This window comes from Amycolatopsis sp. YIM 10 (assembly GCF_009429145.1).
GTDB lineage: Bacteria > Actinomycetota > Actinomycetes > Mycobacteriales > Pseudonocardiaceae > Amycolatopsis.
On the sequence record NZ_CP045480.1, the window covers coordinates 8,803,014 to 8,821,164 of the forward strand.

An 18,151-nucleotide genomic window follows, 5' to 3' on the forward strand; every position below is an offset into this window, starting at 1 on the left:
GCTTACCTTGACAAGGAGGTCTTCGCCGTGTTTTGGCTGTGGGTCAAGCGTGTTTTGTTGCCAGGAGGCTTTCCAGGCCCAGGATCTCGATCGACTGCTCCCGCATTTCCACCTTCCGCACTTTTCCGGAAACCGTCATGGGGAACTCGTCCACCAGGTGGACGTATCGCGGGATCTTGTGCCTGGCCAGTTCGCCGTCGCAGAACTCCCGCAACGTCGAAGCGTCCAAGGAAGCGCCTGGCCGCAGGCGGATCCACGCCATCAGTTCCTCGCCGTAGCGGGCGTCCGGGACGCCGATCACCTGAACGTCGACGATGTCCGGGTGGGTGTGCAGGAACTCTTCCACCTCACGCGGGTAGATGTTCTCGCCGCCCCGGATCACCATGTCCTTGATCCGTCCGGTGATGTTCAGGTAGCCGTGCTCATCCATGACGCCGAGGTCACCGCTGTGCATCCAGCCCGAGGCGTCGATCGCGTCCGCCGTCTTGTCCGGCTGGTCCCAGTATCCGATCATCACCGAATACCCGCGCATGCACACTTCGCCGGCCTCGCCGCGCGGCACCGTCAGGCCGGTGCGCGGGTCGACCACCTTGATCTCCACGTGCGGCCCGGCCCGGCCGACCGTCGACACGCGGCGCTCCAGTGAGTCGTCGGCGCGTGTCTGGGTGGCCACCGGCGAGGTTTCCGTCATGCCGTAGCAGATGGTCACCTCGGTCATCCCCATCAGCTCGACCACCTGCCGCATCACGTCGATGGGGCAGGGCGTGCCGGACATGATTCCGGTCCGCAGCGAGGAAAGCTCGAACGTGGCGAAGTCCGGGTCGGCCAGCTCGGCGATGAACATGGTCGGCACGCCGTACAGCGACGTGCACCGCTCGGCCTCGACCGCTTCCAGCGTCGCGCGCGCGTTGAACACCGGCGCCGGGATCACCACGCTCGCGCCGTGCGTCATCGCGGCCAGGTTGCCCATCACCATGCCGAAGCAGTGGAAGAACGGCACCGGCACGCACACCCGGTCCTCCGGCCCGTAACCGCACAACTCCCCGACCGAGAACCCGTTGTTGAGGATGTTGTGGTGCGAAAGCGTGGCGCCCTTGGGAAAACCGGTCGTGCCCGAGGTGAACTGGATGTTGATCGGCTCGTCCGCGTGCAGTGAGGCGCCGACCTTCGCCAGCAGCGCGGGATCCCCGCGCCGCCCGCGGTCGAGCACCTCTGCCCACGCGTCCCCGCCGAGCAGTACCACGTGTTCCAGCGCCGGGCAGTCGATCTCGGCGATCATCCTGGCGTAGTCCGAGGTCTTGAACGACTCCGCGGAGATCAGCATCCGCACACCCGCCAGGTTCAGCACGTACTCGATCTCGTGCCTGCCGTAGCCGGGGTTGAGGTTCACCAGCACCGCGCCGATCTTGGCGCAGGCGTACTGCACGATCACCCACTCCGCGCAGTTCGGCGCCCAGATGCCCACCCGGTCACCCGGCTGGATGCCGTGGTCGAGCAGGCCGAGCGCGAGCACGTCGACCTCGGCGCCGAGTTCGGCGTAGGTCCACCGGCGCCCGGTCGGCCGGTCAACCAGCGCGTCGCGCGCACCGAAATCCTCGACCGCGCGGTCGAAGTACGCGCCGATGGTCTCCCCGAGCAGCGAGGTGGACGACGCGCCGGACGAATAGCTCGGCCGAACCCTCATGCCGCACCCAGCCGTGCCTGGCTGTACTCGCGCTGCGCGATCGCGGACAGGAACACCGAGATGCCGGCGTGGCTGTGCTGCATGGACAGGTCACGCCACACCCGCTCGACCCTGGAGCCGTTGCGCACCGCACTGGAACCGGCGGTCGGCACCAGGTGCGCCTGCACCGCGTCGAAGCTCAGCCGCACCACTTCGCGGCAGATCAACGCGATCCGCAGCTCGCGTTCGGGGGTGAACGCCGCCGAACCCTCCGCGCTGGCCTTCTCCCACTGCTGGATCGCGTTGTGGAAGGCGGCTTCCGCGGTGGCGATCATGCCGGTGGCCTGGCCGAAGCGGAACTGGTAGTCGGGGTCCTGCGCACGGCCCTGGATCGGCGGGAAGATCGTCGACCGGGTCTTCATCAACTCCTCGCACGCGTCCAGCGCGCTCTGCGCCATGCCGACCGCGAGCACCGCGTCCTCCAGCACCATGAAGCTGAGCAGGCCGCCACCGTAGAACGGATTCCCGTGCAGCTCCGCGCCCGCGGTGCCGCCGGAGACGTCGACCTGGCTCAGGTGCATGTCGAACATGTGGTGCGCCGGGATGTGCGCGTTCTCCATCGAGATGCTGTGCGAACCGCTGCCACGCAGGCCGAGCGTGGTGTTCCAGTCGTCGAGCCGGGTCCACTGCTCACGCGGCACCACGAACATCATCGGCGACGGCGTGCCGTCCTCGCCGAAAACGAGGGTGTGCCCGATGAAGTGCGTGGCGTACGGCGAACCGGAGCAGTAGTTCCAGGTGCCGCTGAGCCGCCAGTCACCGTTCTCCAGTTTCTCGGCATTGCCGCCCGGCGCGACGGTGGCGGGGCAGATGAAGTCGCCGACGGCGAAGATCTCGTCCTGCACCCGCTCCTCGAAGATCGACGCGGCGGCGTGCGCGTGCGCGGCACCGAGGCAGTACATCCAGCCGGTCGACGGGCAGCCCCTGGTCAGCGCCTGCACCACGCGCATGAAGGTGTCCAGGCCGAACTCGTAACCGCCGTAGCGGCGCGGCACCAGGATCCGGTAGAAACCCGCGGCGCGGAAGGCCTCGTGGGTGTCTTCGGCGTAGTAACCGCGTTTCTCGGTCTCCGCCTGGCGTTCGACGAGCGTGGGCGCGATGGCCTCGGCCCGCGCGACGACCTGGTCCGGGGTGAGCTCCGGTTCGGGAATTTCCACCGTGGCTGTCATCGCTGCACGAATCCTTTTCTCCGGCGGCCTGGCTGGCTCCGCCCTACCGTCACATCCCGCGCGCGCGACCACGTCTCCCCGATTGCGCACCGGCTGCGGGCAGGGCTCCGAACAGCAGGAATGAAGAAGGCCCCGGCCGGGCATGAGGAATACATGGAGCAGTGGTGCACGCGGCACTGGTCGTGCCCGCCGCGCCGCTGACAGAATCCGGTAACGGACCGATGACGTAACGACGCTCACTGAGTCTGAACTGGCCGGCGTGCCATGACCGCGTATTTCCGCCCGGACCGCATCCAGAGAGGAAACCCCATGACCGAAGAGCGCACGATCCGCGAGATCAAGATCACCCGCACCATCGACGCCAAGCCCGAGCAGGTGTTCAAGGCCTGGACCGAGCCGGAGCACTTCACCCACTGGTTCGGGGCGCCGCTGCCGACGATCTCGATGGACGTCCGTCCCGGCGGCAGCTGGAAGGCGACCCTCGACTACGAGGGCACCGAGATCCCCTTCTACGGCGTCTACAGCGAGGTCGAGGAGAACTCCCGCCTGGTGTTCTCGCTCATCGACCCGAACGACCCGGAGTTCGAGGCGAAGCAGGCCGCCGGCGAGAACGAGGAAGCCGTCACCCTGACCTTCACCGAGACCAACGGCAAGACCAAGCTGGCCTTCCGTCAGACCGGCTACCTCCCCGAGGAGGAGCTGCCCCAGGCCAAGGAAGGCTGGGTCAGCTGGTTCGACGCTCTCGAAGAGTACCTGACCAAGAAGTCCTGAAGTAGTACCCACGGTTCGCTGGGAACGCGGTGAACTGCGCCACCCGACGGGGGTGGCGGAAAGCGGATTCGATCCGTTTTCCGCCACCCCCGTTTCGGTGTTTTTCACGTCTTTTCCGCGGTGTTCCTTGGCCGCAATCGGGAAGACGCGATCGGGGCCTGGCGTGCGAAATCGTGGACGGTGAGTGAACGATCGGGTAGCCGTCTGCGCCGCAGGAAATCCAGGAGGAGAGATCGAATGAGTAAAGTGGTCATCGACGTCTGGGTCCCCGATCTGACTTTTCCGGGCTGGATGGACCGCTGGTTCCAGCTGGGCAAGGACTTCGAGAAGGTGTACCCGCAGTACGAGGTCCGGGTGCAGGGCAAGGACTTCTGGACCTTTCCGCAGGAGGTGTCCCGCGCCGCCGCGGCCGGTGCCCCGCCCACCCTCGCCGAGCTGTACTTCTACATGGGCCAGGTGGCCCGCGACCTGCGCCACGCCGACGGCAGCCCGCTGTTCACCTCGGTCGAGAAGGCGGTGGCCGGCCGGTCGGAGATCAACGGTGAGCCGGTGGTGCTCGGCGACCTGATGACGCCGTTCCGCGAGTACTACACCGTCGGCGGCGACCTGATGTCGATGCCGTCCGTGTGCACCACGAGCCTGCTCTACGCCAACACCGACCTGCTGGAGAAGGCCGGCGTCACCGAACTCCCGCAGACCTGGGCCGAGGTCACCGCGGTCTGCGAGCAGATCGCCCGCGCCGAGGGCGGGCCGAAGCACGCCATCACCTGGTCCAACCACGGCACCTTCTACCAGCAGGCGGTCGCCACCCAGGGCGGGTTGCTGGTGAACAACAACAACGGCCGCAGCGGCCGGGCGACCGAGGCCGAGCTGGCGTCGAAGGAAATGCTGGCCTGGGCCGAGATCTGGCGCGACCTGCACCGCGACGGCCACTACCTGCACACCGGCGGCATCCCCGACTGGGCGCAGACCCTGCGTGCCTTCGCCGAGCAGGACGTGGCGATCCGCATCTCCTCGTCCAACGACGTGAACTACATGGTGCAGGCGGCCAAGGACAACGGGTTCGGCATCGAGGTCGGCCTGTTCCCCTTCAGCGACACGCAGCCCTACGTCGGCAACGCCATCGCGGGCACCTCCATGTGGCTGACCAGCGGCCTGGACGAGGCCACCCAGGACGGCGCGCTGACCTTCCTGCAGTACATGCACAACGCCCGCAACGCGGCCGACCGGCACAAGGCGAACAGCTTCGCCCCGGTCACCCACGCCTCGTTCGACCTGCTGGAGCGGGAGGGCTGGTTCGAGCAGCACCCGTACCACCGGGTCGCCAGCGACCACGTCACCCGGTTCCCGGCCAAGGCGGTCCGGCCCGACGGCGTGCCCGCCGACGCGGTGCCCGCCCAGCAGGGCGCGGTGTTCGGCGACTTCGCCGGCAACCAGGACGTGATGACCAGGGCGATGGGTGACGTGCTCCGCGGTGCCGACCCGATCACCCGGTTCACCCAGGCCACCGAGGAGGCGCAGGCGCTGCTGGACACCTACAACGCCTACGCGCTCGGCGACTGGCCCCGCGACCCGGACGGCCCCAACAGCAGCCACAAGGTGGAGTACTTCACCACGCTGATGGCCGGGCGCGACTACTCCGCGGCCGATCTCGAGAACGTGGTGAAGCTCAACCGCTGACAGGCTTCTCCGCGCACGGCCCGGTATCGGCGACCCCGCCGGTACCGGGCCGTCCTGCGTGGAGGGTCTTCTGGACTGTGCTTTTTGTCGGCCGCAATCGGAGAGATGCCCCGGATACCCCTTCTGACCGAAGCTGTCCGAGTCAGATTAATCCGTGAGGGAGCCGTTATGGTGACTAAGAGCGCGGTGGACCCACGTCCTCGGGTCCGCTCTACGAAGCGCAGATTTTTCCCGCAGCTGGAGGGGATGCGCGGGCTCGCCGCGCTGGGGGTGCTGCTCACCCACGTCGGTCTGTACTCCGCGCAGGTCGCGCTGACCGAGTTCCCGGGCATGGAACAGCCGGGCAACGGGTTCGCCGGGGTGCTGCTGCAGCAGCTGCACGTGAGCCTGCCGATCTTCTTCGTGCTGTCCGGTGTGCTGCTGTACCGCCCGTGGGTGCTCGCGGCGCTGGGCGGCACGAAGAAGCCGGGTGTCAAGCCCTACCTGTGGCGTCGTGCGCTGCGCACGCTGCCGGCGTTCTGGGTGACCCTGGCCGTGGTGCTGATCGCGTTCAACAGCGAGGGCATCCAGAACGTGTGGCACGTGGTGCGGCCGTTCCTGCTGTTGCACGTGTACGAGAACGAGGCGTGGGTGTTCGGGCTCGAGCAGAGCTGGAGCCTCTCCACCGAGATCGCCTTCTACGCCCTGCTGCCGGTGCTGGCGTGGGCACTGCACCGGGTGGCCCGCGGTGGTGCCGACGTGGCCGCCAAGGCCCGCCGGATCCTGCTGGTGCTGGGTGCGGTCGTGGTGGCCGGGTTCGCCTTCGCCGCCTACACCTTCACCGAGTCGCTGGGCAGCTGGCCGATCGAGGACAAGTGGCCGCTGAAGTGGATGGGCTTCATCGCCGTCGGCATGGCGCTGGCCACCCTGTCGGCCGCGGCCGAGCTGCAGCCGGAGAAGTCCCCGTCGCTGTACCGGTTCCTGGCCCGCAAGCCGGCCTCGGCCTGGGCGGCGGCGCTGGTGGTGTACCTCATCGCGTGCTTCCAGCCGTTCGGTGACAGCGGCAGCGCGAACTACCCGGACATGGCGCAGGGCATGGTCGAGCAGGTGCTGTACCTGTCGTTCGGCTTGCTGGCGGTGGCCCCGCTGACCCTGCCGGACACCCGCTCGCGGCTGATCGACGCGGTGCTGACGAACCGGGTCATGCTGTACCTGGGCAAGATCTCGTACGGCTTGTACCTGTGGCACATCGCGATCATCTACTTCTGGAACGAGGGCGCCTTCGGGGCCGACGGGTTCTGGAAGCTGCTGGGCATCTGCCTGGCAGGCAGCATCGTGGCGGCGACGCTGAGCTACTACCTCATCGAAAGCCCGGCGATGCGGTTGCGGGAGAAGCTGGGGAAGGCGCCGAAGGAGATCGGCGTGGCCACGTTGGAGCGGCCGGACCACCTGACTTCGGTTCGGTGATTTCTGGCTCCACCACCCCGGTGTTCTAGTGTGACGACGGCGAAGACCCCCTTGTCAAGGCTGGGAAACGTACCTTGACAAGGGGTCTTCGCCGTGCTTTGGCTTAGGACCGGGAAGGGGGAGCGTGGGTGGTGCCTCGGCTTTGGGCGCCCGGCTCTCTGTCGGGGGGTGGTGCGATCTCGAGCATCTGGTCCAGGCTGGAGATCTCGGGCGCACGCCGACCACCGGACCGGCGCCCGGCCACAAAAACGCGACCAACCGGCCCAACCAGACCCTCCCCATCCCCGGTCCACAGCCCAAAACACGGCGAAGGCCCCGAAGTCAAGGCATCTGTCCCGCCTTGACTTCGGGGCCTTCGCCGTAGTCACACTGAAAAACCGGGGTGGAGCAAGAAACTACGAAGGCTTCACAGCCCAGATCACCCGGTTGTACAGCTCAGCCGGCGGCGTCTCGACGATGTGGGCTTCGGCGAAACCGGCGCTCAGCAGCTTTTCCGTCCAGAACTCCGGCGTGGTCAGGATCTCGCCGTCCTCGCGCATGAAGCGCGGGAGCAGGTCGATCTGCAGCAGCATCCGCTCGAAGCTGGCGTGCTCCAAGTAGTGCTTCGCCTTCGCGGTGAGCAGGTCGAGCACGTCCTTCGCCCGCTCCGGGCTGCCGGCCGGGCCCATCACCCGGCAGAACTGGTCCGCGTTCACGAACCGCCCGCCCGGGCGCAGCACGCGGAACAGCTCCGCGGCCGCCAGCTTGTAGGTGTCCAGCTCCAGGTGGTGCAGCGCGAAGCTGGAGATCACCGCGTCGAAGCTGTTGTCCGGGATGAACGACAGGTCCTCCACCAGCCCACCGGCGAAGGAGACCTTCGGGTCGTCGGCGAACTTGATCTCCGCCGCCTCCACCATCGTCGGGGCCGGGTCGACGCCGAGGATCGTGGCCTCCGGCAGCGCCTTGCGGACCAGCGACGTGAGCCGCCCGGTGCCGGCGCCGATGTCCAGCAGGTCCTTCGTGTCCGGCGGCAGCAGGCCGACCGCGGCGGCCAGCAGCTTGACGTTCGACTCGTCGGTGTTCAGCACCTTGTCGTAGTCGATGCCGACGTCGTTCCAGTGCGTGGTCGATTCACTCATGCCTATTCTCCCAACTCAGGCGGCGCGCGTCTGCTGCTCCTGCGTCCCCAGTGATTCCCAAATGGACAGATACCGCTCACCGCTGTCCGGCAGCACGGTGACGATGGTGGCCCCGGCCCAGCGGTCGCTGGCGGCGAGCACACGGGCCGCGTGCACCGCGGCCCCCGACGAAACCCCGACGAACAGGCCGAGCGTGCGGGTCAGCTCCTTGGCCGAGTCAGCGGCGTGCTCGTCGGTCACGGTGATCACCTGGTCGATGCAGTCGACGTCGGTGACCGGGTTGATGAAGCCGCCGCCCATGCCGGGGATCTTGTGCGGGCCGCGTTCTCCACCGGAGAGCACCGGCGAACCGGTCGGCTCCACCGCCACGGTGTGGATGCGGCGGCGCTCCTTGAGGAACTTGGTGATGCCGGTCAGCGTGCCGCCGGTGCCGACGCCGCACACCACCACGTCGACCTCACCGCCGGTGGCTTCCCAGATCTCCGGCGCCGTGGTGTGGTAGTGGGCCTCCACGTTGACCGGGTTGGCTTCCTGGCCGCACAGCCACGAACCGGGAATGGACTTCGCGATGCCCGCCGCCTTGGCGATCGCCGCGGGCAGGCCCTGGGTGTGGTCGGCGAGCACCAGTTCCGCGCCGTACGCGCGCAGGATCGCCTTGCGCTCCTCGGTGGCGTTGTCCGGCAGCACGATCACGCAGCGGTGCCCGCGCATCGCGGCCAGCGCGGCCAGCGAGATCGCGGTGTTGCCCGAGGACGCCTCCACCACCGTGCCGCCGCCGTCCAGCGGCAGCTTGCCGGTGCGCTCGGCGTCCCTGAGCATCCACAGCGCGGCGCGGTCCTTCACGCTCGCCAGCGGGTTGAGCATCTCCACCTTGGCCAGCAACCGCACGTGGTCGGGCACGTCGGGCAGCCGCAGCCGCACCATCGGCGTGCCACCGACGAGGTCCTCCAGCCCGGAAATGATGCCAGGCCCGAGCTTGGGATCGGTCATCGCTCTACTCCTTCGATATCGGTACCCGGCCGCCAGCCGAACAGCCTGGAAAACTGGTCATCCGAGGTGGAGAACTCGACGGCGCGCTCGAAGTCCACACCGCCGGTGCGGCGGGACAGCAGCACGATCTCGCGGGTGCGTGGCGCGCGGGCTCGCTCGTAGTCCGCCAGCGAGCCTTCCGCCAGGCACGCGGTCAGCACGGCGGCGTCCTCCAGCGCCATGCCCGCGCCCTGGCCCAGCGTCGGCGCCATCGGGTGGGCGGCGTCGCCGAGCAGGGTCACCCTGCCGAAAGTCCACTGTGGAACGGGGTCGCGGTCGACGATGTCGGTCATCACCACCCCCGCGGCGGTGTCGGTGGTCTCCACGATCTCCCGCAGCGCGGGATCCCAGTCGGCCAGCTCCACCAGTAGGTCGGCGAGTGCCGCCTCCGGTGTCTTGGCGGGCCACTCCCCTTGCGGCGCCACGATCTTGGCGGTCCAGTACAACAGGCCGCCGCCGACCGCGCCGACAAAGAGGTCGATGCCCGGCCCGGCCGCGGTGACCCCGACCGGGAAGCGGTGCGAAACCGCGGTCCGCCCGCGCACGGACGAATAACCCCGGTAGCGGATGGGCGTCTCCCCGAGCAGCCGCGCCCGTACCCCGGACCGCAGGCCGTCCGTGCCCACCAGCAGGTCACCGGTGACCGTCGAACCGTCCGAAAGGGACACTTCCACGCCGGATTCGTCGGCCGTGTGGTCGACCACCTCCCGGCCGATGCGCAGGTCGACGTCCACCGCGAGCGCCTCGTCCAGCAGCGCGTTCTGCAACGCCGAGCGCAGCAGCATCACGTGCGGGGTGCCCCAGCGGTTCTCCAGCTCACCGATCGGGTCCTCGGCCAGCCGCACGCCGTCGGACCGCAGGTGCGGGCGCACGTCACCGGGCGCGGCGACATGACCGGCCGCGCGCACGGCCTTGCCGAGCGGCGCGCTGATCGCGTCGAGTGCCCGGATGCCGTTGGGGTACAACACAAGCCCGGCACCCACGTCGGCGATCCGGTCGGCGCGTTCGATCACCGTCACGGCGAATCCGGCGCGCGACAGGCCGATGCTCAGTGCGAGGCCGCCGATGCCACCACCGGCGACCACCACTTTGCGTTCACTCATCGCCCAGCACCAGGCCGTCGAAGAACCAGGTCTCCAACTCGTTCAGCCGGTTCTGCACGGTCGCCCGGTCCGGCCCGGAGACCAGGTACGCGGCCATGAAGTCGGCCGAGTACCGCGGCACCGGCATGACCTCGCCGACCTCGACGAAGACCTTCTGCCGCTCGACCCAGTCGAACGGCGGCTCACCGCGCACCGCGAGCACCTTGCCCGGCCGCTTCCCGAGCACCAGCTGACCGGTCATCTTCGCCGGCTGCAACCGCCCGTTGGCCGTGTCCACCGGCAGCGGCAGGCCGACATCAGCCCGCAGCCAGCACTCGTTCAGCTCCACGCCGAAGAGCGTCTGGATCACCGCGCGGGTCTGCGCGCCGCCGGTGCGCCCGGCGATCTCGCACAGCACCAGCCGGTCGTCCGGGGTGCGGAAGACCTCGCAGTGGAAAACGAAGTTCGGCGGCGCGGGCAACGCGTCGATCACCCGGTCCACGAAGTCGATCATGCGCTGGGCGAGCGGGTCGTCCCGGTCCATGGTGACGTCGTGCCTGCCCCCGCGCTCCTCCTTGAACGAGGCCAGCTGGAACAGGTACTGCGACGGCCACGAGAAAACCACCTCGCCGTCGACCACCAGCCCGTCGACGTGCGCCATCGAACCGGGGACAAACGCCTCGACCATCAGGTTCGACTGCAGCGGACCGTAGATGTCGAGGTCCTCGTCGAGGAAGGCGTTCAGCTCGGCGGCGTCGTTCAGCACCTTGACACCGATCGAACCGGCGCCGTCACGCGGCTTGACCACCACCGGGAAACCGTGCCGCTCGGCGAAAACGAGCAGGTCCGCCGCGCATTCGACCGGCGCGTGCGGGGCGACCTCGATCCCGGCCGCCTCCACGATCTGCTTCATCACCAGCTTGTTGCGGAACGGGATCGCGCTCTCCAGCGTCTGGCCGGGCAGCCCGAGCAGTTCACGCAGCTGCGCCGCGCGCTCCAGGTCGTGTTCCTGGAAGGTGAAGATGTGCTTGACGTCGTACTTGCGCGCCAGCTCGAGCACACGCTCTTCCAGCACGCCACCGACTTCGTAGTCGTCGATGGCTTCCATGTGCCGGTAGCCGTGGTCGTCCCCGGTCGGCAGGTCCTCCCCCACCCAGCCGAGGTGCTCGCGCGAGGCGATCAGCACCACGTCACCGTCGTAACCCGCCAGCCACTGCGGGTACGGGCAGGCCGCGAGCGAACTGCGGTGGTGCAGCACAAGGACGGTCATCGCTTCACTCCTGTCTCGAGCCCGGCCTGCACGCGGACGGCCGTCCGGTGCTCGTCCTCGTCGGCGGTCTCCGTACCGATCCCGTCGACCAGCCAGCGGCCGTCGGTGGTGTGCACCACCTCGACCGCGTACGGCTGGCCGGGCACCACCGGCAGGGCGGCCAGCGCCGCCTCCACAATGGACACCAGTTCCGCACGCTCACCCGAGTCGGCCGCGATGGGCGCGACCACCCGGTGACGTTCGCCGTTGACCCACGGTTCGGCGAACAGGCTGGGCACCGAGATCAGGTCCGGGGTGAGCCCGCCCTGGGTGTAGATGCGCACCTCGGCTTCGTCGTTGAGCACCGCGGCGGTCGGGTGGCCGGGGATCTTCCGCTCGCGGATCCGCACCGGGTAACCGAACTTCGCCGCCGCCGCGTAGACGTCGGTGATCCGCAGCACCGGCGCGGCACCGAGCACCGGCACGCCCGCCGCGGCCAGCCGCTCGCGCACGGCGATCGGGTCGGCGAGCACCACGGCGTCGTCACGGCTCTGCCCGGCGATGCCGAAGTAGTCGCGCAGGGCACCGCTGCGCACCAGGTCCGGCGTCTCGGTGGCGACGATCGCGGACAGTTCGGTGCGCTGCCCGAGGTTGAGCAGGAACCGGTCCACCGCGGGGGAGTTCGCGTAGCCCTCGACCACCTCCACCCGGTCATACCCGTCGCCGACCTCGTCACGGGCGCGGCCGGTGACCAGCAGCAGTTCCTTGCCGCTGTCGCCGAGCCAGTCCGCGTACGGCGGCAGCGGGCCGGGGAATCCGTCCAAGATCACGATCGTCATTTCGGCACCACCTGGATCCGCAGGGTGTTCTCGATCAGTTCCTCGCAGAGCTTCACCGCGGCGTCGCCGGTCGGCCCGGTCGCCGCGACCAGTGCGAGCCGGTCGTTGTTGTCCCGCACCGGATGGACCCGGTCGCCCACCGAAACCAGCGCGTCTGCGGCGATCACTTCGGACCGCTCCCGCAGTTCGTCCAGGCCGTCGATCGAGACGACGGTGCCTTCAGTCGCCTCGGGGCTTTCGACGAACCGCACTGCCGCGCCACCGACCGCCTTCGGCCGGTCGCGCAGCTCGTCGACCAGCCCGAACGGCCAGCCGACCGCGTAGTGCGTCAGGTCGATGCCGTAGACCGCCTCGACCAGGTCGCCGATGCGGTCGCCGCCGATCCGGTTGTGCGACTCGATCACCACCGGACCGCGGCTGCCGAACTTGATCTCGGTGTGGCTCGGCCCGTCGGTCAGCCCGACCGCGTCCAGGAACTCCCGCGTGGCACCGACGATCCGGTTCTCGCGGAACCGGTCGATCCGCGCGGGCACGGTGTGGCCGAGTTCGGCGAAGTGCCCGGTTCCGGTGGTCTTCTCGGTCACCGAGACCACCACGTGCCGTCCGCCGAAGCTGAACGACTCGACGCTGAACTCCGGCCCGTCGACGTACTCCTCCATGACCACGTCGGTCACGGTGAACAAGCCGCCGCAGCCGACTCCCGGGCCGCTGCCGCGCAACGCCTCCAGCTCTGCCCACACACGGTCCACATCGGATGCTGATTCGATGCGGAAGACACCGAGGCTGGCGGCCGCGTCGGTCGGCTTGGCGACAAAGGGATAACCGAACTCCGCGCCGAATTCGAGCAGGCTTTGCTTGTCCACCAGCAACCGCGCGCCGATGGCCGAAGCCGCACCGGCCTCGGCCAGCCGCTGCCGCATCAGGAACTTGTCCTGCAACAGCCGGGAAACCGCGTAGCTGGTGCCGGGCAGGCCGAACAGGTCGTTGATCCGCGCGGTCACGTCCAGTGCCGGATCGGTCAGGCCGAGCGCGGTGGCGAAGCCCCAGCGCTCGTAGGCGGCCTCGGCGTGCGGACGAACCGCGGCCCAGTCGGTGTAGTCGGCGATCAGCGTCGCGTCGGCCAGCTCCGCCTGCTCAGGGGTGAATTTGTTCTTGTGCTGCACCAGGATGACCGACAGCCCGTGCGCCTTGGCCGCCTGCAGCACCTTCACCGTGGCGCCGACGAGCAGCACCGTGTTCTCGGGGGTCACCGTTGCTTCTCCTTCAGTTCTTGCCCGCGGTGGCGAGCGGGGCCTCGACGCCGGCCGCGCGGCCCGCGTCCCGGTCCCGGATCGTCAGCTGGACGAGGATGAGCGACGCGATCCCGAACACCGCGTAGAGCAGGCTGATCACCACCGACGAAACCTGCGTGCCCAGCGTGATGAACAGCGGCCCCACCACCAGCGCGATGCGGAACTGCAACTGGTAGACCGCCATGTACTTGCTGCGCGCGCCGGGGTGCACCACGTCGGCGAGCAGCGCCTGCCGGGACGGCGAGCAGACGATCTCCCCCAGCGCGAACACCGCGGCCGCGGCGATCAGCAGCCACGGGTCGTTGGACACCGCGACGGTCATGTACCCGGCGGTGAACATCAGCGTGCCCATGGTCTGCTGCTTGCCGTCGCTCGTCCTGGCGAGCGCCTTGCGGGCGTAGAGGGCCAGGCACACCACCAGGAAGCAGCTGATCGAACGCAGGATGCCGAACATGTTCACGCCGTCCACGTCGAGCTGCCAGAACCCGACGTCGAACAACCGCTGCGGGGTGAACTCCTCGGCCAGCCGGACCGCGACGTAGGACGAGAGCTGCACCTGCACGCAGGTGAACAGCAGGATGCCCCAGAACAGCTTGGCGAACACGCGGTCCTTCAGCACGTCCACGTACCCGCGCAGCATCGAAACCAGCCAGTTCCGCTGCTGGTGCGCCTCGCCCGAACCCTCGGGCTTGGTTTCCGAGACCCACAGCCAGGTGACCACCGCGACCACCGCGGTGGCCGCGGCCGCGGCCCAGAGCAGTTCGTTGAGGCTGCTGTACAGGAAGGCGCCGACCAGCGCGCCGATGACAAAGGCCACGTTGGTTGACCAGTAGATGACCGCGTAGACCGCCTTGCGGATCTCCGGCTCGGACGCGTCGATGACCATCGCGTCGCTGGCCGGCCGCACGATCGCGATCAGGCCGGTGTTGGCCAGGTAGAACAGGTAGACCGCGAGCCCGGACTCCCACACCGAGTTGGCCAGCGCCATGCCGACGAAGGCGACCAGGCTGCCGACCTCTCCGACGAGCAGGGTGCTCCGGCGGCCGCGCACGTCGGACAGGTGCCCGCCGAGGAACGTGCAGCCGATCGCCACCGCGGCGGCGATCATGGTGAGCACCCCGGCCGTGGCCGCGCCGTAGAGCTGGGAGAAGTAGATCACCATCAGCGGGATCAGCATGACGTCCAGGAACCGCTGGACGAAGCCGACGCCGATGCGGATCTTGATGTTGCGGTTCATGCCTTCGAACATCAGGCTTCCCTCCCGGTGAGCCACCGGCCGTCGGGTTCGCCGAAGGTGCCGGTGGCGGCGTCCCAGACCACCCGGCCGCCGCGAATGGTCTTGCGCACGCGGCCCGACATCGTCCAGCCCTCGTAGGCCGACCAGCCGCACTTGGCGTAGACGTGGTGTGCGGAGAGCATCCAGGTCTCGGACGGGTCGAAGATGGCGAAGTCGGCGTCCGCGCCCGGCTCGATGCGTCCCTTGCCCGCCAACCGGAACAGCTCGGCGGGCTTGGCCGACAGGACGGAAGCGAGGCGGGCGGCCGAAACGTCCTCCGGCTCGTCGAACCGGCGGCGCATCCCGGTCCACACCGCGGTGCCCAGCTCCTGGACCCCGGGCAGGCCGGGTGGCGAGTCGGCGACCGAGCGGGTCTTCTCCTCGACGGTGTGCGGGGCGTGGTCACTGCCGATGCTGCCCACCTCGCCCGCGCGCACCGCCGCCCACAGCCGGTCCTGGTCGGCCTGAGCGCGGATCGACGGCGAGAGCCGGGTCCGCGCACCACCGCGGCAGGTGTCGGCGTCGGTGAAGGACAGGTGGTGCCCGGTGACCTCGAAGGTGACCGGCAACCCGGCGGCCCTGGCCGCGCACACCAGGTCGGCCTCCTCGCGGCTGGACAGGTGCAGGATGTGTGCCTTGGTCCCGTACCGGCGGACCAGCTCCAGCACCCTGGCCACCGCGGCGATCCCGCCGCTGCGCGGGCGGCGCTGCTCGTACTCGGCGTAGGAGACCGGCGGGCCCTGCCACTGGTCGAGCAGTTCGAACAGCGAGTCGTCCTCGGCGTGCAGCACCAGTTGCAGGTCGCTGCCCGCCGCGGTGGCGAAGATCTTCTCCAGCGCCGCCGGGTCGCGGACCACGGTCGGCGCGGTGTGGTGCCCGGCCATGAACACCTTGGCGCTGACCGCGATCTCGGGATCGAGCCCGGCCAGCACCTCGGGGCGCTCGGGGTCGGCGCCGATGTGGAAGCGGTAGTCCACCAGCGAGTTGCCCGCCACCAGCTCCGCCTTGGCGACCACGGTCTCCGGGTCCAGCGTGGGCGGAATGGTGTTCGGCATGTCCATCACCGTGGTCACCCCGCCGGCCACCGCCGCGCGGCTGCCGTGCGCCCAGTCCTCCTTGTGCAGCAGGCCGGGCGTGCGGAAGTGCACGTGGGTGTCGATCAGGCCGGGCAGCACGTATGCGCCCTTGGCGTCCACAGTGGACCGCGCGGCCGGGAGGCCGGTGGTGATCGCGGTGATCCTGCCCCCGTCGACCACGACGTTCGCGGCACGCACGCCGTCCGGGGTGACCACCCGGCCGCCGGTGACCACCAGGTCGGACTTCAGTTCACCCATGACGCGGACACCAGCTCTCGGCAGAGTTCGTTCGTCGGGCCCATCAGCGCCACCGCCCTGGCATCGGAGATCAGCCGGTTCAGCTGGTGGTTGACCAGGTACGCGGCGGACCCGAGCATCCGGGCCACCTCGAAGCACACGTGCTCGGCGGTGACCGAGGCAAAAAGCTTGCTGCGCAGGGTGACCGCGCCGGGGTCCTCCCCGCGGCGGGTACCGGCGAAGTTGACGATCGCGCGGGCCGCCTCGACCTGCACGCTCAGCTCGGTCATCCGGTGCCGGACGGTCGGCGCCTCCAGCGCACCGGTTTTGGTGAAGTGCGCGAGCGCCACGTCGAGCGCGGCCTTCGCCACGCCGACCGAGACCGCGCCGAGCGTGGCACCCGACTGCCGCACCCCGGCGATGATCGCCGGCGCGTGCCCGACCGGGCCGAGCCGGTCGTCGTCGGAGACCACGCAGTCCTTGAGCGAGACGAACCCGGTCGCCGAGCCGCGCATCCCGGCCAGTTCCAGCCCGAGGTTCGCGATCAGGCCCTCGTTCTCCTTGCGCACCAGGAAGAAGGTCTGCCCGGCCGAACCGTAGACGTTGGTGGTGTCCTGCGCCTGCTCCTCGCCGTCCGAAGTGCCGACCAGCACCAGGTAGATGTCGGCGACCCCGGCGCCGGTGGTGAACGACTTGGCGCCGTTGAGCAGCCAGCGCCCGTCCTCGATCCGCTCGGCCGAGGTGGCCAGGTTCTTCTTCGCCGCTCCCGCACCGGTTTCGCTCCACGCCGAGGCACCGAGCGTGTCGCCGGTGGCCATCGATGGCAGCCACTGCGCCTTCTGCTCCGCCGTGCCCCACTCGTTGATCCGGGCGCAGACCGCGAAGTGCTGGAACATGATGATCGACATCGAGGGGTTCACCTCGGCGACCTTCGAGACGAGTTCGTTCAGCTCCACGGTGTCCGCGCCACTGCCGCCGTACTGGGCGGGCACGGCGGTGGCGAGCAGGCCCGATTTGCGCAGCTCGATCAGCGCCTGGTCGTCGGGCACGTTGGTGTCGTCGGACCGCGACGCGGCCTCACGGAAGATCTCCAGCGTCGAAGCGAGGTCAGTCATGCTGCTGACTCCGACAGGCATTCGGACGTCTCCTTGAATTGGAAGTGGGCGAGCGGTTCGATGAAGAACGAGCCGTGGAAGTCGACCCGCTTGTCGCCGACGGTGATCCAGGCGACGTGCCGCTGGTCGTCCTGGATGCTCATCGCGGCGAAGACCTCGACCACCCCGCCGGGGGTGACCACGCTGATCACGTTGTCCCCGCACCCGGCCTCCTGGGCGGCCTGCCACGGGATCGAGCCCTCGATCCCGGCCGCCACGCCGAGGCAGGCGGTGCCGGTCATGGCCAGCGTCGGGTGCCACGACGGCACCGAGATCGCCCGGACGACGAGCTTGCCCTCCGCACCGGGAATGGTCACCGCGACCTTCGGGAACACGCTGTCGGTCGGCATGCCGAGGTGCTCGGCGGCGGCCACCCGGATGCGGTTGAGCCGGTCGAACAGCACCGGGTCGTCGGCGAACAGCTCGTCCGCGTTCTCCACCCCGGCGCCCTTGCCCCCGACAAAAACGTACGGGTTTCCCGCCGACACCAGCGAAACGTCGACGTGCGTACCGTCCACTTCGAGCGTGGTCACCGGCGCGCCGTCGAGCAGCATGGCCGACACCGGCCGCGGCGGGGTCTGCAGGAAGTGCATGGTGAACCGGGTGCTCTCCTTGGTCACCTCGTCGACTTCGCAGGCGAGGTAGTCACCGTTGTTGAGCACGTTGACCCGCACCCGCTGACCGGGCACCAGCCGCGGCACCATGCCGCTCTCCGCGGCCGAGGTGATCGCGGACAGCACCGAGTGCCCGCACGAACCCAGCAGGTCGAACTTGCCGTGGTCCTCGGGAAGGGCCTGGATGAACCGGTAGTCCAAATCGCACAGCGGGTGCTTGGACGGCTCGATCAGCGCCACCTTGAGCACGTGGTCACCGCCGGCGTCGGACATCCAGCGCCGCGCGTCCCCGAGCGCGGCCAGCAGCGCGTCGCGGTCCCGTGGCAGGTGCCGCGCGTCCAGCACCAGGGTCGGACAGGGACTGCCAACGGCATACGCGAGATGTCCGATCATGCC

The 18,151-nt window shown here is 69.0% G+C and carries 15 protein-coding genes; 3 read left to right on the forward strand and 12 right to left on the reverse strand.

All coding sequences use genetic code 11. The features are described 5' to 3' along the window. Nucleotides 1-43: 43 nt before the first annotated feature. Nucleotides 44-1,684, reverse strand: a complete 1,641-nt coding sequence (locus YIM_RS40700; RefSeq protein WP_153035428.1) for an AMP-binding protein — start codon at nucleotides 1,682-1,684, stop codon at nucleotides 44-46. Beyond that, nucleotides 1,681-2,892, reverse strand: coding sequence for an acyl-CoA dehydrogenase family protein (locus YIM_RS40705; protein WP_153035429.1), 1,212 nt, complete (start codon nucleotides 2,890-2,892; stop codon nucleotides 1,681-1,683). Before YIM_RS40705 ends, YIM_RS40700 begins: the two co-directional genes overlap by 4 nt. A gap of 309 nt (nucleotides 2,893-3,201) precedes the next feature. Between YIM_RS40705 and YIM_RS40710 the strand changes: the two genes are divergently transcribed. From YIM_RS40710 to YIM_RS40720, 3 genes are all read left to right on the forward strand, one after another. Further along, nucleotides 3,202-3,663: an SRPBCC domain-containing protein gene (locus YIM_RS40710; protein ID WP_153035430.1), complete on the forward strand. Its 462-nt coding sequence runs from the start codon at nucleotides 3,202-3,204 to the stop codon at nucleotides 3,661-3,663. A gap of 237 nt (nucleotides 3,664-3,900) precedes the next feature. Further along, nucleotides 3,901-5,343 carry an extracellular solute-binding protein gene (locus YIM_RS40715; protein WP_153035431.1) on the forward strand — a complete coding sequence of 481 codons (1,443 nt, stop codon included), beginning with the start codon at nucleotides 3,901-3,903 and terminating at the stop codon, nucleotides 5,341-5,343. A 246-nt stretch (nucleotides 5,344-5,589) separates the two neighbouring features. Continuing rightward, nucleotides 5,590-6,789 (forward strand): acyltransferase, encoded by a 1,200-nt coding sequence (locus YIM_RS40720; protein WP_194239912.1) that lies wholly within the window; start codon nucleotides 5,590-5,592, stop codon nucleotides 6,787-6,789. A gap of 395 nt (nucleotides 6,790-7,184) precedes the next feature. Here the strand turns inward: YIM_RS40720 and YIM_RS40725 are convergent, their stop codons facing one another. From YIM_RS40725 to YIM_RS40770, 10 genes are read right to left on the reverse strand one after another with little or no spacing between them, the layout of a single operon-like run. After that, entirely contained in the window at nucleotides 7,185-7,907 is a 723-nt protein-coding gene (locus YIM_RS40725; RefSeq protein WP_153035433.1) for a class I SAM-dependent methyltransferase, read from the reverse strand. A gap of 15 nt (nucleotides 7,908-7,922) precedes the next feature. Continuing rightward, complete coding sequence (locus YIM_RS40730) at nucleotides 7,923-8,897, reverse strand: PLP-dependent cysteine synthase family protein (protein ID WP_153035434.1); 975 nt, start codon at nucleotides 8,895-8,897, stop codon at nucleotides 7,923-7,925. Next, a complete protein-coding gene (locus YIM_RS40735) occupies nucleotides 8,894-10,039 on the reverse strand; it encodes an FAD-dependent monooxygenase (RefSeq protein WP_153035435.1) in 1,146 nt (381 codons plus the stop codon). Before YIM_RS40735 ends, YIM_RS40730 begins: the two co-directional genes overlap by 4 nt. Beyond that, nucleotides 10,032-11,288, reverse strand: a complete 1,257-nt coding sequence (locus tag YIM_RS40740; RefSeq protein WP_153035436.1) for an ATP-grasp domain-containing protein — start codon at nucleotides 11,286-11,288, stop codon at nucleotides 10,032-10,034. The genes YIM_RS40735 and YIM_RS40740 overlap by 8 nt, the downstream gene beginning before the upstream one ends. Continuing rightward, on the reverse strand, nucleotides 11,285-12,106 hold the full coding sequence (locus YIM_RS40745) for a hypothetical protein (protein WP_153035437.1): 822 nt from the start codon (nucleotides 12,104-12,106) through the stop codon (nucleotides 11,285-11,287). Before YIM_RS40745 ends, YIM_RS40740 begins: the two co-directional genes overlap by 4 nt. Beyond that, nucleotides 12,103-13,356 carry an ATP-grasp domain-containing protein gene (locus YIM_RS40750; protein ID WP_153035438.1) on the reverse strand — a complete coding sequence of 418 codons (1,254 nt, stop codon included), beginning with the start codon at nucleotides 13,354-13,356 and terminating at the stop codon, nucleotides 12,103-12,105. The genes YIM_RS40745 and YIM_RS40750 overlap by 4 nt, the downstream gene beginning before the upstream one ends. 13 nt (nucleotides 13,357-13,369) lie before the next feature. After that, on the reverse strand, nucleotides 13,370-14,647 hold the full coding sequence (locus YIM_RS40755) for an MFS transporter (protein WP_153035439.1): 1,278 nt from the start codon (nucleotides 14,645-14,647) through the stop codon (nucleotides 13,370-13,372). After that, nucleotides 14,647-16,008: a dihydroorotase family protein gene (locus tag YIM_RS40760; protein ID WP_153035440.1), complete on the reverse strand. Its 1,362-nt coding sequence runs from the start codon at nucleotides 16,006-16,008 to the stop codon at nucleotides 14,647-14,649. Before YIM_RS40760 ends, YIM_RS40755 begins: the two co-directional genes overlap by 1 nt. Then, nucleotides 15,996-17,102: an acyl-CoA dehydrogenase family protein gene (locus YIM_RS40765; RefSeq protein WP_153035441.1), complete on the reverse strand. Its 1,107-nt coding sequence runs from the start codon at nucleotides 17,100-17,102 to the stop codon at nucleotides 15,996-15,998. The genes YIM_RS40760 and YIM_RS40765 overlap by 13 nt, the downstream gene beginning before the upstream one ends. After that, nucleotides 17,099-18,148, reverse strand: coding sequence for a PrpF domain-containing protein (locus YIM_RS40770; protein ID WP_153035442.1), 1,050 nt, complete (start codon nucleotides 18,146-18,148; stop codon nucleotides 17,099-17,101). Before YIM_RS40770 ends, YIM_RS40765 begins: the two co-directional genes overlap by 4 nt. Nucleotides 18,149-18,151: the final 3 nt, after the last annotated feature.

Bases quoted from the DNA above. Each gene is read 5' to 3' on its own strand.
- YIM_RS40755 (WP_153035439.1), bottom strand. From the start codon at position 14,647: ATGTTCGAAGGCATGAACCGCAACATCAAGATCCGCATCGGCGTCGGC.
- YIM_RS40745 (WP_153035437.1), bottom strand. From the start codon at position 12,106: ATGACGATCGTGATCTTGGACGGATTCCCCGGCCCGCTGCCGCCGTAC.
- YIM_RS40730 (WP_153035434.1), bottom strand. From the start codon at position 8,897: ATGACCGATCCCAAGCTCGGGCCTGGCATCATTTCCGGGCTGGAGGAC.
- YIM_RS40710 (WP_153035430.1), top strand. From the start codon at position 3,202: ATGACCGAAGAGCGCACGATCCGCGAGATCAAGATCACCCGCACCATC.
- YIM_RS40715 (WP_153035431.1), top strand. From the start codon at position 3,901: ATGAGTAAAGTGGTCATCGACGTCTGGGTCCCCGATCTGACTTTTCCG.
- YIM_RS40720 (WP_194239912.1), top strand. From the start codon at position 5,590: ATGCGCGGGCTCGCCGCGCTGGGGGTGCTGCTCACCCACGTCGGTCTG.
- YIM_RS40705 (WP_153035429.1), bottom strand. From the start codon at position 2,892: ATGACAGCCACGGTGGAAATTCCCGAACCGGAGCTCACCCCGGACCAG.
- YIM_RS40765 (WP_153035441.1), bottom strand. From the start codon at position 17,102: ATGACTGACCTCGCTTCGACGCTGGAGATCTTCCGTGAGGCCGCGTCG.
- YIM_RS40725 (WP_153035433.1), bottom strand. From the start codon at position 7,907: ATGAGTGAATCGACCACGCACTGGAACGACGTCGGCATCGACTACGAC.
- YIM_RS40735 (WP_153035435.1), bottom strand. From the start codon at position 10,039: ATGAGTGAACGCAAAGTGGTGGTCGCCGGTGGTGGCATCGGCGGCCTC.
- YIM_RS40700 (WP_153035428.1), bottom strand. From the start codon at position 1,684: ATGAGGGTTCGGCCGAGCTATTCGTCCGGCGCGTCGTCCACCTCGCTG.
- YIM_RS40760 (WP_153035440.1), bottom strand. From the start codon at position 16,008: ATGGGTGAACTGAAGTCCGACCTGGTGGTCACCGGCGGCCGGGTGGTC.
- YIM_RS40770 (WP_153035442.1), bottom strand. From the start codon at position 18,148: ATGATCGGACATCTCGCGTATGCCGTTGGCAGTCCCTGTCCGACCCTG.
- YIM_RS40740 (WP_153035436.1), bottom strand. From the start codon at position 11,288: ATGACCGTCCTTGTGCTGCACCACCGCAGTTCGCTCGCGGCCTGCCCG.